The sequence below is a fragment of the Streptomyces sp. NPDC088350 genome, assembly GCF_044753545.1.
Lineage (GTDB): Bacteria > Actinomycetota > Actinomycetes > Streptomycetales > Streptomycetaceae > Streptomyces.
The window spans coordinates 182,417-196,779 of the sequence record NZ_JBIVNL010000016.1 but is presented as its reverse complement, the minus strand read 5'-3'; the positions used below and the strand labels follow the sequence as shown (position 1 = coordinate 196,779).

At 72.9% G+C, this 14,363-nt stretch carries 14 protein-coding genes; 7 read left to right on the top strand and 7 right to left on the bottom strand.

The genetic code is table 11. The features are described from left to right. Positions 1–18: 18 nt before the first annotated feature. Complete coding sequence (locus ACIQBL_RS42300) at positions 19–726, bottom strand: GntR family transcriptional regulator (RefSeq protein WP_401952646.1); 708 nt, start codon at positions 724–726, stop codon at positions 19–21. A 170-nt stretch (positions 727–896) separates the two neighbouring features. Here ACIQBL_RS42300 and ACIQBL_RS42295 point away from each other — a divergent pair, with 170 nt between their 5' ends. From ACIQBL_RS42295 to ACIQBL_RS42275, 5 genes are read left to right on the top strand one after another with little or no spacing between them, the layout of a single operon-like run. Continuing rightward, positions 897–2,216, top strand: coding sequence for an MFS transporter (locus ACIQBL_RS42295; protein ID WP_401952643.1), 1,320 nt, complete (start codon positions 897–899; stop codon positions 2,214–2,216). Next, on the top strand, positions 2,213–3,034 hold the full coding sequence (locus ACIQBL_RS42290; protein ID WP_401952640.1) for a putative hydro-lyase: 822 nt from the start codon (positions 2,213–2,215) through the stop codon (positions 3,032–3,034). The genes ACIQBL_RS42295 and ACIQBL_RS42290 overlap by 4 nt, the downstream gene beginning before the upstream one ends. A 12-nt stretch (positions 3,035–3,046) precedes the next feature. Further along, the gene (locus ACIQBL_RS42285; RefSeq protein ID WP_401952701.1) at positions 3,047–3,799 is read left to right on the top strand and encodes a LamB/YcsF family protein; all 753 of its coding nucleotides are present in this window, start codon (positions 3,047–3,049) and stop codon (positions 3,797–3,799) included. After that, the gene (locus tag ACIQBL_RS42280) at positions 3,796–4,413 is read left to right on the top strand and encodes an allophanate hydrolase subunit 1 (protein WP_401952638.1); all 618 of its coding nucleotides are present in this window, start codon (positions 3,796–3,798) and stop codon (positions 4,411–4,413) included. Before ACIQBL_RS42285 ends, ACIQBL_RS42280 begins: the two co-directional genes overlap by 4 nt. Further along, the gene (locus tag ACIQBL_RS42275) at positions 4,410–5,279 is read left to right on the top strand and encodes a biotin-dependent carboxyltransferase family protein (protein ID WP_401952635.1); all 870 of its coding nucleotides are present in this window, start codon (positions 4,410–4,412) and stop codon (positions 5,277–5,279) included. Before ACIQBL_RS42280 ends, ACIQBL_RS42275 begins: the two co-directional genes overlap by 4 nt. 13 nt (positions 5,280–5,292) lie before the next feature. Here the strand turns inward: ACIQBL_RS42275 and ACIQBL_RS42270 are convergent, their stop codons facing one another. From ACIQBL_RS42270 to ACIQBL_RS42250, 5 genes are all read right to left on the bottom strand, one after another. Further along, positions 5,293–6,153 carry an SGNH/GDSL hydrolase family protein gene (locus ACIQBL_RS42270; protein WP_401952632.1) on the bottom strand — a complete coding sequence of 287 codons (861 nt, stop codon included), beginning with the start codon at positions 6,151–6,153 and terminating at the stop codon, positions 5,293–5,295. Beyond that, positions 6,150–7,313 (bottom strand): glycosyltransferase, encoded by a 1,164-nt coding sequence (locus ACIQBL_RS42265; protein WP_401952629.1) that lies wholly within the window; start codon positions 7,311–7,313, stop codon positions 6,150–6,152. Before ACIQBL_RS42265 ends, ACIQBL_RS42270 begins: the two co-directional genes overlap by 4 nt. Continuing rightward, positions 7,310–8,437 (bottom strand): glycosyltransferase family 4 protein, encoded by a 1,128-nt coding sequence (locus ACIQBL_RS42260; protein ID WP_401952626.1) that lies wholly within the window; start codon positions 8,435–8,437, stop codon positions 7,310–7,312. The genes ACIQBL_RS42265 and ACIQBL_RS42260 overlap by 4 nt, the downstream gene beginning before the upstream one ends. Before the next feature lie 139 nt (positions 8,438–8,576). Then, the gene (locus tag ACIQBL_RS42255; protein WP_401952623.1) at positions 8,577–9,995 is read right to left on the bottom strand and encodes a HEAT repeat domain-containing protein; all 1,419 of its coding nucleotides are present in this window, start codon (positions 9,993–9,995) and stop codon (positions 8,577–8,579) included. Between the two features lie 336 nt (positions 9,996–10,331). Further along, positions 10,332–10,724, bottom strand: a complete 393-nt coding sequence (locus ACIQBL_RS42250; RefSeq protein WP_401952621.1) for an ankyrin repeat domain-containing protein — start codon at positions 10,722–10,724, stop codon at positions 10,332–10,334. 255 nt (positions 10,725–10,979) lie between these two features. Here ACIQBL_RS42250 and ACIQBL_RS42245 point away from each other — a divergent pair, with 255 nt between their 5' ends. Beyond that, the gene (locus ACIQBL_RS42245; RefSeq protein ID WP_019059657.1) at positions 10,980–11,174 is read left to right on the top strand and encodes a hypothetical protein; all 195 of its coding nucleotides are present in this window, start codon (positions 10,980–10,982) and stop codon (positions 11,172–11,174) included. 34 nt (positions 11,175–11,208) lie between these two features. Then, positions 11,209–12,786, top strand: a complete 1,578-nt coding sequence (locus ACIQBL_RS42240) for a hypothetical protein (RefSeq protein WP_401952618.1) — start codon at positions 11,209–11,211, stop codon at positions 12,784–12,786. Between the two features lie 66 nt (positions 12,787–12,852). On the opposite strand, the gene ACIQBL_RS42235 is transcribed toward ACIQBL_RS42240, so the two are convergent. Then, entirely contained in the window at positions 12,853–14,355 is a 1,503-nt protein-coding gene (locus tag ACIQBL_RS42235; protein WP_401952616.1) for a PLP-dependent aminotransferase family protein, read from the bottom strand. Positions 14,356–14,363: the final 8 nt, after the last annotated feature.

The window sequence follows — 14,363 nt, the reverse complement described above, 5'->3', positions numbered from 1 at the left end:
CACAGCCGCGTGCACGGTTCAGCCGAGCACCGTACCGTCCTCGCCGACCCGTCGCCGGTACGCCTCCACGACCCGTTTCAGCGAGTCGTCGAGGTAGACCGCCAGCAGTTTCTCGGCCTCGGCGCGGTCGCCCGCCTGAAGGGCCTGGAGGATCAGGCGGTTGCGCTGGAGGTACGGCTCGTGGAGGGCCTTCGGGTCGTCCACGAGGTGGAAGGCGAGCCGGAGTTCGGCGAAGACGCTGCGCATCAGCTCGTCGGTGCGGGCGGTGCCGGCGAGGGCGACCAGTTCCCGGTGGAAGTGGATATTGGCCGTACCCACTCCTTTCCAGTCATCCTCGACGGACGCCAACTGCCCCTCCGTCACGGCCGCGGCGAGTTGTTCGAGGGCGTACGGCGGTTCGCCCAGTCCTCGTACGACGGCGCACTCGACGAGGCGGCGGGTGCGGTAGATGTCCTCGACGTCCTCGATGGTGAGAACCCGGACGAAGACGCCCCGGTTCAACTCGTGGACGAGCAGCCGCTCGTGCGTGAGCAGCCGGAACGACTCGCGGAGTGTGTTGCGCGACACACCGAGCGCGCCGCCGATGCTGTCCTCCGAGAGCCGGGTGCCCGGCGGGAAATAGCCGTCGGCGATACGGCTTCTGAGGATGTCCGAGACGCGTTCCGCGGTGCTCGTACGGCCCAGGAGGGCGCGGTCGTCGGCCAGTCCCGCCATCTGCTCTGCCATGCCCGGAATTCAACCGCAGATACAAGAACGAAACAACATGCACCTTGAAGGATCGTTCAACAATCCTCTACCTTGCTCGGTATGGCGCCACCCGCTCACCCCGGCGCCGACGGCTTCCGCACGGCACGGCTCAGTCCCAGCACCCTCCGTCCTCCCACTGCGAGGTGCCCATGAGCACGACCCCTCCACCTCAGGCCCTGAACACCGGCACACACCCGGACACGGATGAACTCACCGCCGACGACGGTGCGTTGGCCTGGTTCCGTGCACTCGGTCCGAACGGCCGCCGCGCCTTCGCCGGCGCGTTCGGCGGCTATGCCCTGGACTCCTACGACTACTTCACGCTGCCGCTGAGCATGGTCGCGCTGGCCGCGTACTTCGGCCTGGACAGCGGCCAGACCGGCCTGTTCACGACGGTCACGCTGGTCGTCTCCGCGGTCGGGGGCGCCGCCGCGGGCGTCTTCGCCGACCGGGTCGGCCGCGTCAAGGCCCTGATGATCACGGTGATCACCTACGCCGTCTTCACCGTGGCCTGCGGCTTCGCGCCCAACTACGAGACCCTGCTCGTCTTCCGCGCCCTCCAGGGCCTCGGTTTCGGCGGTGAGTGGGCGGTCGGCGCGATCCTGGTCGCCGAGTACGCGAGCCCCAGGCACCGCGGCCGTACGCTCGGCGCGATCCAGAGCTCCTGGGCGGTCGGCTGGGCGCTGGCCGCGGTCGTCTACACGCTGGTCTTCTCGTTCCTCGGCGACGACCTGGCCTGGCGGGTGATGTTCTGGACCGGCGCGCTGCCCGCGCTGCTGGTGATCTGGGTACGGCGCCGGGTGCACGACGCCCCCGAGGCGACGGCCGTACGCGAACAGAACTCCCAGAAGGGTTCGTTCGCGGCGATCTTCAAGCCGGGCGCGGCGCAGGCACCGGGCCTGCTGCGCACGACGGTCTTCGCGGGTCTGCTCTCCACCGGCGTCCAGGGCGGCTACTACACCCTCGCCACCTGGGTGCCGACGTACCTCAAGACGGAGCGCGGCCTGTCGGTCGTCGGCACCGGCGCCTATCTCACGTTCCTGATCTCCGGCGCCTTCCTCGGCTACCTGACCGGTGGCTACCTCACGGACGTGCTGGGCCGCAGGCGCAACATCTGGCTCTTCGCGCTGCTCTCGGCGATCTGCATCCTGGTGTACACGCACATTCCCAGCGGCGCCAACACCCTTCTCCTGGTGCTCGGTTTCCCGCTCGGGTTCTGCATGTCGGCGATCTTCAGCGGCTTCGGCTCGTACCTGAGCGAGCTGTACCCGACGGCACTGCGCGGCACGGGACAGGGCTTCACCTACAACACGGGCCGCGCGGTGGGCGCCGTCTTCCCGACCCTGGTGGGCTTCCTGGCCGACAGTTGGGGTGTGGGCGGGGCACTCGTCTTCGGGGCGATCGGCTACGGCATCGCGGCGCTGGCGCTCCTGGGGCTGCCGGAGACCCGCGGAAAGGAACTCGAGTGAACCGCACGGAGGACCGTCCCCTGACCCTCGTCGACGAGCACGCGCACGCGTGGAGCCCCAAAACCGCCCGGGAACACTTCCGGGGCGGTCTGACGGGCCCCACGGCCGGGGTCGCGGCGGGCCACACCCAGGTCAACCTGATCTCGGTGCCCGCCGACTGGGCCTACGACATGCTGCTGTTCTGCCAGCGCAACCCGAAGCCCTGTCCGGTGCTCGACGTCACGGACGCCGGCTCCTGGAAGACGGTTCTCGCCGACGGCGCGGACCTGCGCACCGATCTGCCGCGCTACCGGGTGTGGCGGGACGGCGAGTTGGTGGACGAGCCGACGGACGTGCGCGCGCACTGGCGCGACGACCTGGTGTCGTTCCTGATCGGCTGCAGCTTCACGTTCGAGTGGTCGCTCAGCGAGGCGGGAGTCCCGATCCGGCACATCGAGCAGGGCCGCAACGTCCCGATGTACGTGACGAGCCGCCCGTGCCGTCCGGCGGGGCGGCTGCACGGCCCGATGGTGGTGTCGATGCGCCCGGTGCCGCCGGAGCACCTGGCGACGGCGATCCGGGTGACCGCGCTGCTCCCGGCGGTGCACGGCAGCCCCGTACACTGCGGCGATCCCTCAGGACTCGGCATCGAGGACCTCGGCCGGCCGGACTTCGGTGATCCGGTGGACGCCGCGCCGGACGACATCCCGGTGTTCTGGGCCTGCGGAGTGACCCCGCAGGCCGCGGTGATGGCGTCCCGCCCGCCGTTCGCCATCACCCACGCGCCGGGCCAGATGTTCGTCACCGACGCCCGCGACGAGCAGTACCGCGTCGCCTGACCAGGAGAGATGATGATCGATCTGAACGCCGACCTCGGCGAGGGCTTCGGCCGCTGGCACCTCACCGACGACGAACAGCTGCTGTCCGTCGTCACCAGCGCCAACGTGGCCTGCGGCTTCCACGCCGGGGACCCGGTCACCATGCGGCGGGTGTGCGAGCTGGCGGCCGAGCGCGGGGTACGGGTCGGCGCGCAGGTGTCCTACCGGGATCTGGCGGGTTTCGGGCGGCGCGCGATGGACGTGCCGCCCGCCGAGCTGGCGGCCGAAGTGGCGTACCAGATCGGCGCCTTGGAGGTGTTCGCCCGGGCGGCGGGCACGCGCGTGTCGTACGTCAAGCCGCACGGCGCGCTCTACAACCGGATCGTGCACGACCGGGAGCAGGCCGCCGCGGTGATCGAGGGCGTGCTCCTGGCGGACGCCTCGCTGCCCGTGCTGGGGCTGCCGGGTTCGGTCGTGCTCGAACTGGCCGCGAAGGCCGGGCTGCCTGCCGTCGCGGAGGCGTTCGCGGACCGCGCGTACACCGACGAGGGCACGCTCGTGCCGCGCGGCCGGGACGGGGCGGTGATCACCGACCCCGACGCGGTCGTGGAGCGCTCGCTGAGCCTGGCCCGCTCCGGGGTGGTCACCGCGCTCTCCGGGGCGCGTATCGAGGTACGGGCCCGCTCCCTGTGCCTGCACGGGGACACGCCCGGCGCGGTCGAACTGGCCCGCAGGGTCCGCGAACGGCTCCTGGAGTCGGGTGTTTCGGTGGAGGCCTTCGCGTGAGGGCCCTGCGCGTCGGGGACGACGCACTGCTCGTCGAGGTCGCCTCCGGGGAGGAGGCCGAGGCCGTCCACGCGGAGCTGCTGCGGCGCCGCGCGGAGGGCCTGCTCACCGTCCGCGAGATCGTCCCGGCCGCCCGCACGGTCCTCCTCGACGGCCTCGCCGACCCGGCCCGTCTGGCCTCCGAACTGACCTCCTCCGACGTACCTCCCGCTCCCCCGCGCGCGGGGGAGGTGATCGACCTCCCGGTGCGCTACGACGGCCCGGACCTCGCCGACGTCGCCGCCCTGTGGGGCGTCCCCGAGCGGGAGGTCGCCCGCATCCACGCGGCCACCGAGTTCCGCGTCGCCTTCTGCGGATTCGCCCCCGGCTTCGGCTACCTCACCGGCCTCCCGGCCCGCTACGACGTCCCGCGCCGGGCCACCCCGCGCACGGCCGTCCACGCCGGTGCCGTGGGCCTGGCGGGCCCGTACACCGGCGTGTATCCCCGTGCCTCGCCCGGCGGTTGGCAGCTCATCGGCACGACGGACGCGGTCCTGTGGGACCCCGCGCGCGTGCCGGCCGCGCTGCTGTCGCCGGGCACGCGCGTGCGCTTCGTCCCGGTGGCGGACGTATGACGGACCGCGCCTTCGCCGTCGTACGGGCCGGGGCCCTGACCACCGTGCAGGACCTGGGGCGGCCCGGACACGCACACCTGGGGGTGCCGCGTTCGGGGGCGCTCGACGGGCCCGCGGCGGCGCTCGTCAACCGGCTGGTCGGCAATCCGCCCGAAGCGGCCGTCCTGGAGACGACCCTCAACGGCTGTGCCGTACGGCCTCGTTCAACAATCCTCGTGGCGGTCGGCGGCGCGCCCTGCCCGGTGACAGTGGACGGCAGACCCGCCGCCTGGGGAGCACCCGTGCATGTGGCCGCCGGGGCGCTCCTCGACATCGGAGCGGCCGTCTCCGGAGTACGCAGTTATGTCGCCTTCGCGGGTGGCGTCGCCGTGGAGCCGGTGCTCGGCAGCCGTTCCACGGACCTGCTGTCCGGGCTCGGTCCGGCACCGCTCACGAACGGCGCCATACTGCCCGTGGGATCCCTGAAAAGCCTCCACGCGCGCGTGGACGTCGCCCCGCAGCCGCGCCCCCCGGTGGAACTCGTGCTGCGGGTGACCCTGGGACCACGCGACGACTGGTTCACTCCGGAGGCCGTGCGGGCGTTCACGTCACGCGCCTACCGGGTGTCCTCGGCGAGCAACCGCATCGGACTGCGTACCGAGGGGCCCGCCCTGGAACGGGCCCTGACCGGTGAACTCCCCAGCGAGGGCATGGTCCTCGGTGCCGTCCAGGTTCCCCCGGACGGCCGCCCGGTGGTCTTCCTCGCCGACCATCCGACCACCGGCGGCTACCCGGTGATCGCCGTCGTCCGCGCCACGGACCTCCCGGCCGCCGCGCAGGCGGTGCCCGGCACCCCGGTGCGTTTCGTGGCCGTACGCCGCCGCTGAGGCGCCTGACGCCCTACGCGGGGTCGGGTTGCTCCTGCTGCACCGACAGGGAGGCCAGTGCCATCGACACCGCGTGGGACGCGCTCAGGTCGAGCCGGGCGCTCGTGCCCCGCGCGCGGTGGCGCATTTCGTCGGCGGCCAGCCTGAGGAGCTGCGGCAGCAGGTCGGTGCAGCGGCGGGCCACCCACCCGGTGCCCGCGGTCGCCAGCCACAGCAGGCTGGCCGACTTGGTGGGCACCGGGAACTCGGGCTCCGGCGACGGTGCGGCCCCCGAGGCCACACCCTCCTGCGCGAGCAACGCATGGAAACGCAGGGCCAGTTGGCGGTGTCCGCGCTCCCCGGGGTGCAGCCGGTCCGCGCTCCAGATCGCCCGGTCCATGATCCACGCGCCCTCCGCCGCGTGCAGATGCACGGCCCCGTACCGCTCGGAGAGGGCGTGCACCACGGTGTTCACGGCGCGCTGCCGGCGGGCCAGCGGGCGGGCCAGGGCGCCGGGGAGGCCGAGCATCGCGCCCGGGTCGGGCAGACAGGCCGTGAGCAGGACCGCGCCCTGCTCGGTGAAGGCCGCGTAGACCTCGTCGAGGCGGGCGGCCACGGCCTGGATGTCGAAGGTGCAGCGCAGGGTGTCGTTGACCCCTATGACGACGGACACGACGTCCGGGTTCAGGGCGAGCCCGGCCGGGGTCTGCCGTTCCAGCACGTCCCGCGTCTGCGCCCCGCTGACCGCCAGGTTCGTGAACTCCACGGACCCCTCGGGCTGCCCGGCCAACCCGTCGGCGAGCAGCGCGGCCCAACCGCGCCAGGCCTCGCCGACGGGATCGCCCACGCCCTCGGTGAGGGAATCACCGAGGGCGACGAAACGAACCGTGCTCATGCCACGCCTCCGGGCACGAACCGCCGTACCGGGACATCCGCGTCGTGCGCGGCGAGGAACGCGTCGACCGCGGTGTGCCAGCCGAAGCACTCCGCACGCGCGCGTGCGGTCTCCCGCCGCTCCGCCTCGGGGCGCTCCAGGAGCATGTCCACGGCGTCCGCGAAGGCCCTCCCGTTGTCCGCGGCCGTGGCGCCTGCGGAGCCGATGACCTCGGGCAGCGCGGACGAGGCGCTGGCCACCACGGGCGTGCCGCAGGCCATGGCCTCCAACGCGGCGAGCCCGAAGGTCTCGGCGGGCCCGGGTGCCAGGCACACGTCGGCGGAGGCCTGGAGCGCGCCGAGCAGCCCGCGGTCGGAGACGTGCCCGAGGAAGACGACCGGCAACCCGCGCTCCCGTACCCGCTGTTCGAGGCGGGCCCGCAGTGGCCCGTCCCCGGCGACCACGAGGACCGCCCGCCGTCCGCGCCGTACGAGTGCCTCCAGGGCGTCGATGGCCGTACCGGGCTTCTTCTCCACGGAGAGCCTGGTGCAGGTCACCAGCAGAACGTCGTCCACGCGTGCGTGCCGCGCGCGGAGCTCCGGGTCCCGGAGCGCCGGACGGCGTTCCACCAGGTCGACGCCCAGAGGGGCCCGTACGACGTTGCGGGCGCCGATGCGGACGAACTCCCGCTCGGCGAACTCGGTGGTGCACACCACGCGCGCGTAGGTGTGCGCCGTACGGACGTTGAGGGCGTCGGCGGCGCGCCGGGACATGTTCTCCGAGAGGCCCCAGGTGCGCAGGACGCCGTCGGCGGTCTCGTGGGACACCATCACGGCGGGGATGCGGGCCCGTCTGGCCCACTTGCCGGTCCAGCGCAGGGTCGTGCGGTCGGAGACCTCCAGGCGGTCGGGGGCGAGTTGTTCCAGGAGGTTGGCCACGCGCCGCTTGTCGGCGAGGACGCGGTAGCCGCCGGTGCCGGGCAGCAGCGGCCCAGGCAGGGTGATGACCCGGCCCTGCTCGGTCTCACGGTCGGTGTGGCGCTCGCCGGGCACGATGAGGACAGGGTCGTGACCGGCCTCCTTGAAGCCCTTGCCCAGCTCGCGCAGGGCGGTGCGCAGGCCCCCGGAGGAGGGGGCCACGAAGTTGGCGAGCCGCACGATCCTGAGGGAAGCGGTGTTCATGCCGCCACCACCAGCCGGCGCGCGGCGAGCACATCGCCGTAGTGCGCGATCAGTTGGTCGCCGACGGCCGCCCAGGTGCGGCCCTCGACCATGGCCCGCGCGGCGGAGCCGTACTCGGCCCGCAGCACGGGATCGGCGGCCAGGGTCCGTACGGCGTCCGTCACGGCGACCTCGTCGCGCGGCGGGAAGAGGAACCCGGTGCGCCCGTGGGCGACCAGGTCCAGCGGGCCGCCGGCGGCGGGCGCGACGACGGGTACGCCGCTGGCCATGGCTTCCTGGACGGTCTGGCAGAAGGTCTCAAAAGGTCCGGTGTGCACGAATATGTCCAACGAGGCGAAGATACGGGCGAGCTCGTCTCCGGTACGGCGTCCGAGGAAGACCGCGCCCGGCAGCGCCTCGGTGAGGTGCGGCTGGCTGGGCCCGTCGCCGACGACCACGACGCGGACGCCCTCCAGGCCGCAGGCTCCGGCGAGGAGTTCGACCTGCTTCTCGGGGGCGAGCCGGCCGACGTAGCCGATGATCAGCTCGCCGTTGGGGGCGAGTTCGCGGCGCAGCGCCTCGTCGTGGTACTCGGGGCGGAAGCGCTCGGTGTCCACGCCGCGCGGCCAGAGCCTGACCCGGGGCACGCCGTGTGCCTCCAGGTCGCCCAGGGCCGCGCTGGAGGGCGCGAGGGTGCGGTCGGCGGCGGCGTGGACGGAGCGTATGCGCCGCCAGGCGGTGGCCTCGCCCGCACCGACGTACGTACGGGCGTAGCCGGCGAGGTCGGTCTGGTAGACGGCGACGGCGGGGATGCCGAGCCGGGCGGCGGCGGCCATGCCGCGGACGCCGAGGATGAAGGGGCTGGCCAGGTGCACGATGTCGGCGCGGTGCGCGGTGATGGCCGCGGCGACGCGTCGGCTGGGGAGGGCGACGCGGACCTGGGGGTAGCCCGGGAGCGGTAGGGAGGGGATACGGATGACGGGGCACGGCGACTGGGCGTCGGGCCCGCTACCGGCCGCGGTGGCCGGCGCGACGACGAGCGGATGATGACCGCGATCCACGAGGTGCCGGGCGGTCTGGAGCGCGCAGTGGGCCACGCCGTTCACATCGGGGGGAAAGGATTCGGTCACGATGACGACACGCATACCCGTGTTGTCGCCGTGCTGGACGTGCCCGCGTCAACGTGGATCTATGCGAACGGTGAACGTCCCATGAGCGTTGCACTGCACACCCGAGCAGGTCAGACGGCGTCCATGCCTGTCTGACCCGCGGGTCATCCCGTGTTCACACTGCGGGTGCGTCGGGCCCGATCCGGCTCCGTACGGCTGTCTGGACTTCCGCTTCCTCGGCCGGGTCGGCGGCGAGCCTGCGGAGCTGTTCCACGACGCGGGCGTCGCCGGTCTCGGCGTGCCGGGCGGCGATCTCGCGGGTGGTCTCCTCGCAGTCCCAGAGGCACTCGACGGCGAAGCCCGTGGGGTAGGAGGGGTCGGTGGCGGCCAGGGCGCGGGCGGCCCGGGTGCGCAGATGGGACGAGGCGGTCTCCCGGTACACATGGCGCAGGACGGGTGCGGCGCAGACGATGCCGAGGCGTCCGGCGCCGTCGACGAGGGTCCACAGGGTGGGCGCGTCGGGCCCTTCGCCCATGACGGCCTCCCTGAGGGCGCCGAGGACGAGGTCGCTGTCCTGGGCTCCGCCCCGGCAGGCGAGCATCCGCCCTGCGGCGGCGCCGAGCGGGTCGGGGCGGCGGGCCCAGCCGCGGGCCCGGTCGACGGCGGCGACGGAGCGCATCCGCTCGAAGGCGTCGACGGCGGCCTCGACCACGGGCGCGGAGCCGGTGGCGACCGCGCGTTCGATCAGTTCGAGGGCCTCGGGATCGTTGCTGTCGGCGAGATACCGCAGGGCGGTGCAGCGGGCTCCCTCGCCGCCGTCCTTGGCCGCCTCGACGATCTCGGGCCGGTCCTCGGGGCCCGCGACCGCGCTGAGGCAGCGGGCGGCGGGGACGTGCAGCGCGGCGCCGCGTTCGAGGCCTTGTTGGGCCCATTCGAACACCGCTTGCACGCTCCACCCCGGGCGGGGCCCGGTAGGTCGCATCTGGCGTTGCCAGCGGTCGAAGCAGCCGGCCTCCTGGGCGGCACGCACGCGCGTGGCGATCGATTCGCGTGGATCCTCGGCCCACAGCCGCCAGGGCCGGGGTTCGAAGGCGTCCCGTACGACGGTGGCCAGCTCGGCCTCGCCCTCCGGGTCGGCCGGGAACCGCGCCAGGACGGGAGCGGCGAGGGCGCGCAGGCCCGCGTCGTCGTCCCGGAGCGCCAGCTCGTCCAGGGCCCAGGCCCAGTTGCTGCCCGAGGCCGCGTACCTGCGCAGCAGCGCGAGCGCGTCCCGCCTGCCGTAGGAGGCGAGATGCCCCAGGACGGCGAGCGCGAGGCCCGTGCGGGACTCCTCGGTGTCCAGGACGTCCTCGGCGTCGAAGAGGTGGGCCTCGACGGCGTCCAGGTCGCCGTTCAGGTCGAGGTACAGACGGGCGTAGTACAGGGAGCGGTTCTCCACCTGCCAGTCGTGGCGGGGGTCGCGCAGCACACAGTGGTTCAGTGCCGCGAGTGCTTCGGCACGCGGGGCGGTGAGCGCGTGCAGTGTGCCGTCGCCGCGGCCCCGCTGAAGCAGGCCGAGCAGCGTACCGCTGGGCGCTATGACCGGATCGAACATGGGAAACAGCCTCACATCAAGCGTCGACGCAACCGGGGGACGTGCACTACCTGGCCACGTGACAACACGTCGGGGCGCCCGCCGTTTCCTGCTTGCTGTAGACCATTTTCCTCTGCCTCTCGTAGGTGGCCCATGCGGGCCGCATCTACGGCCCGCGCGGTGCGGCAACACCTGCCCAGCCATCGCGTCCGTAAATCACGACGTCATGATGACCCGGCAGTTCTCGATGCCGCGACCGAAATTTCGGGCGGGCCCGTGCTGCCTTCCCCCGTTTTCCCCCGTTTTCCTTGTCGTACCTGATCAGAAGGCCCGGCGCAGCTGTCGACGGGCCGTGCGTCAGTGCGCGCCGAACAGCTCCAGCAGCTCGGCCTTGGCGAACATCCGCGCCGTGTCGACCGCCGACGGGGTGCCCGCGGCCGGATCGGCGCCGGCCTCCAGCAGGACTTCGATCACCTCTTGCTCGCCCTTGAAGACGGCTCCGGCGAGCGGCGTCTGCCCCCGGTCGTTGATCCGGTCGGCCTCGGCGCCCCGCGCCAGCAGGGCCCGTACGGCCTCGGCGTGCCCGTGATACGCGGCGAGCATCACCAGGGAGTCACCGCGGTCATTCGTGAGGTTGGCCGGAACGCCCGCGTCCACGTACGCGACCAGCGCCTCGGTCCCGCCCTGCCGGGCCAGGTCGAAGATCTTGGTCGCGAGCTCCACGACCTCGGGGTCGGGGGCTTCACTCATCGGCCTGACCGCCTCTCACTAGTACGGGTGAATCGCCAGCGTACTGGCTCCGCGGACACATGACCGGCGCCGTCCCAGGCAAAGATCACCACTGGGCCCGACACAGGAAAACCCCTGCTCGGAAGGCCCGAATGCGCTCCACCATCCGAGGGAAATCCGCCGAAATTCACCCAGTTGCACCTTTTATCGTATGGATACATCCTGTGATCCTGGAAGAACTCATGGTGACTGTCCCCACGAACCAGGAGAGCTCAAATGATCCTGTCCATGTCCGGCGTCGTCCTTCTCGGCATCATCGTCTTCCTCTTCTTCAAGAAGGACGGACTCAAGGCCTCCCACGCCCTGGTGGCCGCACTCTTCGGCTTCTACATGGCCAGCACGGCCATCGCCCCCAGCATCAAGGCCGGCGGCGAGAGCCTGGCGAGCCTCCTCGGCGGCATCAAGTTCTGACGCAACCACTCGTACGCACCTTCAGGAGACAGCAGTGGCCCGGCGCCCCCTCCCCCGCATCCTGAGCAACGGCACCGCACAGATCGCCCGGAGCCGGGAGCTGGCCCGGACGGCGGCCGACAGCGCCACCGATGTCCTCCATCCGCTGATCACGATCGCCCGGGGTCTGCGCCGGCTGGCATCCGCCGGACGGCGCAGATGGGCCGAGACCCCCAAGGACAAGCGCGGGCCGCTGCTTTTCCTCGTCGCCTCGGTGATCCTGGTCGTGGCCCTGGTGCCCTACGGCCCGCTGCTCGCCGCCATCACCCTGATGGCGGCGGCAGCATGGCACGGCCGCGATCGCACCCCGCCGGCGCCCGAAGGGCCCGACGAGTCCCAGACCCAGCGCCTCCAGTCCCTCTACGAGGCACTGGTGCCCTACTTCGCGACCGCCGAGGACCCGGCCCCCCTGTTCGCCCACGGCGGCGACTGGGAGAAGGCCTTCCCCGCCTACGAGTTCGACGGCTCGGGCCGCGTCGCCCACCTGGTCGTCCGCTATCCGGCGTACTTCACCGACGGCGAGCCCGACTCCCGCGCGCGGATCGAGCAGTTGCTCACCGCGAAGTCCGGCCGCGGCCGGGAGTACCACTTCGCGTGGGACGAGGAGGGCAACCAGCTCACGGTCGGCGTCCTCGCCCCGCTCCCCACCGACATCGCCGCCCAGCGCTTCGTCACCGCCCCCGGCGAGACCGTCCTCGGCTTCACCGACCCGACCCAGGTCCACCGCACGCTCCCCCTCACCCACGGTGCGGAACAGCGTGACGTCCCCCCGGTCGTCTGGCGCACCGGCGTCCGCTCCACCGAGCCGAACCTGCTGGTCATGGGCCAGCCCGGCAGTGGCACCTCCACCCTGCTGCGCTCCATCGCCCTCCAGGCCCTCCAGTACGGCGACATCCTGGTCGTCGAGGGAGGCGGCGCCGGCGAGTACGCGTGCCTCACCGGCCGGGACGGAGTCCTCGCGGTCGAGTGCGGGCTCGCGGGCGCGCTGGCCAGCCTGGAGTGGGCCGCCCAGGAGACGGAACGCCGGCTGATCGCGGCCAACCGCGCCCGCCAGTCGGGCCACCCGGCACCGGACGACACCAGGCGCCCCCTGTGGATCATCCTGGACCGCCCCAGCGCCTTCGCCCACGTGGCGGCGGCCGACGGCTACAAGGACCCGCAGTCCCTGCTCCAGGTCCCCCTCCGGCACGGCCGCGCGGCCCATGTCACGGTGGTGGTGGCCGACCAGTTCGACAGCGCGGACACGCTCAGCGACGCCGTACGACAGCACACACGCGCGCGTGTCGTCCTCGGACCCGCCACCGCCGCGCAGTTGGAGGCGGTCCTGGGCGCTCCCCCGCACACCACGCCGATCGCCGACATCCCTCCTGGCCGCGGCTACGCCCGCCTGGGCAACGGCCCGGTCCACCGGCTCCAGGTCCCGGCGACCCCGGACCCGTACGACGACGCGACGAACGACGCGGACCGCCAGGCGGTGCTGGCGCTGCTCCCGCCGCGCACGACCCCGGCGGACGCGGCGGAGACGGTGGCGACCGAAGCGGTGGTGGAGGCCGCGGTGGCGGAGAGTTCGTAGCAGCCCGGGTGCGGTGCGGGCGGCCGGGAGTCGCCCGCACCGCACCCGGATACCTCCCGCCCCCGGCTACGCCACGAACGTCCTCGGCGACTCGGCGCCGCCCCCGCTGACCCCGTTCTCCACCAGCCGGGCCGCCGCGGCCAGCCGTGCCGCCGCCTCCTCGGCCACCGCGCCGCCCACGGTGAACGGCAGCCGCACATACCCCTCGAAGGCCCCGTCGACGCCGAAGCGCGGCCCGGACGGCACCCGCACCCCCACGCGCTCCCCCATCTCGGCGAGCCGAGACCCTGAAAGACCGCCCGTGCGGACCCACAGCGTGAGCCCGCCCCTGGGCACCTCGAACTCCCAGCCGGGCAGCTCCCGCCGTACCGCCGCGACCAGCGCGTCCCGGTTCTCTCGGGCCTGGCCACGCCGGATGTCCACGGCCTGTTCCCAACCCCCGGTGCTGAACAGCCAGTTGACGGCGAGCTGCTCCAGTACCGGTGTGCCGAGGTCGGCGTAGGCGCGCGCGGCGACCAGGCTGCGGATCACGTCGGGGGCGGCGCGCACCCAGCCGATGCGCATGCCCGCCCAGAAGGCCTTGCTGGCGGAACCGACGGTGATGACCGTAGAGCCGGCCGGGTCGAAGCCGCAGACGGGACGCGGCATGTCGACGTCCTCGTCCAGCCACAGCTCGGACATCGTCTCGTCGGCGACGAGCACGGTGCCGGCCGAGCGGGCCGCGTCCACGAGTTGACGCCGCTGGTCGTCGTCGGCGAGGGCGCCGGTCGGGTTGTGGAAGTCGGCGACGACGTACGCGAGCCGGGGCGCGGCGTCCCGCAGGACCTGCCGCCAGCGGTCCATGTCCCAGCCGGAGAGTCCCTCGGCCATCGCCACGGGCACCAGCCGGGCGCCCGCCTCCCGCATCAGCTGAAGGATGTTGGCGTACGAGGGCGACTCGACGGCGACCCGCTCGCCGCGCCCCGCGAAGAGATGGCAGATGGCGTCGATGGCGCCCATCGCACCGGTCGTCACCATGATCTGCTCGGGCATGGTCGGAATCCCGCGCAGGGTGTACCGCTCGGCGATCATCGCGCGCAGCGCGGGCAGCCCGGCCGGGTAGTCGCCGTGCGTGTGGGCGTACGGCGGCAGTTCCTCCAGGGCGCCGTGCACGGCCCGGGTGAGCCACGGCTCGGGCGCCGGCAGGGCGGCGCAGCCCAGGTCGATCACCGAACCGAGGGCCTCCGGGGGCAACGGCTCCAACCCGCGCGCGGGAAGCGGGTTACCGGCCGGTACGGCGGTCCAGCTCCCGGCTCCGCGCCGGGACTCCAGGAACCCCTCGGCGCGCAGCGCCTCGTAGGCGGCGGCGACGGTGGTCCGGCTGACGGACAGCGCCAGGGCCAGCTCCCGCTCGGCGGGCAGCCGGGCGGCCACCGGGACGCGCCCCTCCAGCACGAGCAGGCGAATGCCGTCCGCGAGCGCCCGATAGGCGGGCGGCCGACGGGTACCCGGCCCCGCCGGGCGGTCCTGCTGGGAGTTGAGCAGCCGGGCGAGCTGTGCGGCGCCCATCGCCGAGGTCCACTGCGCCATGGAAACCA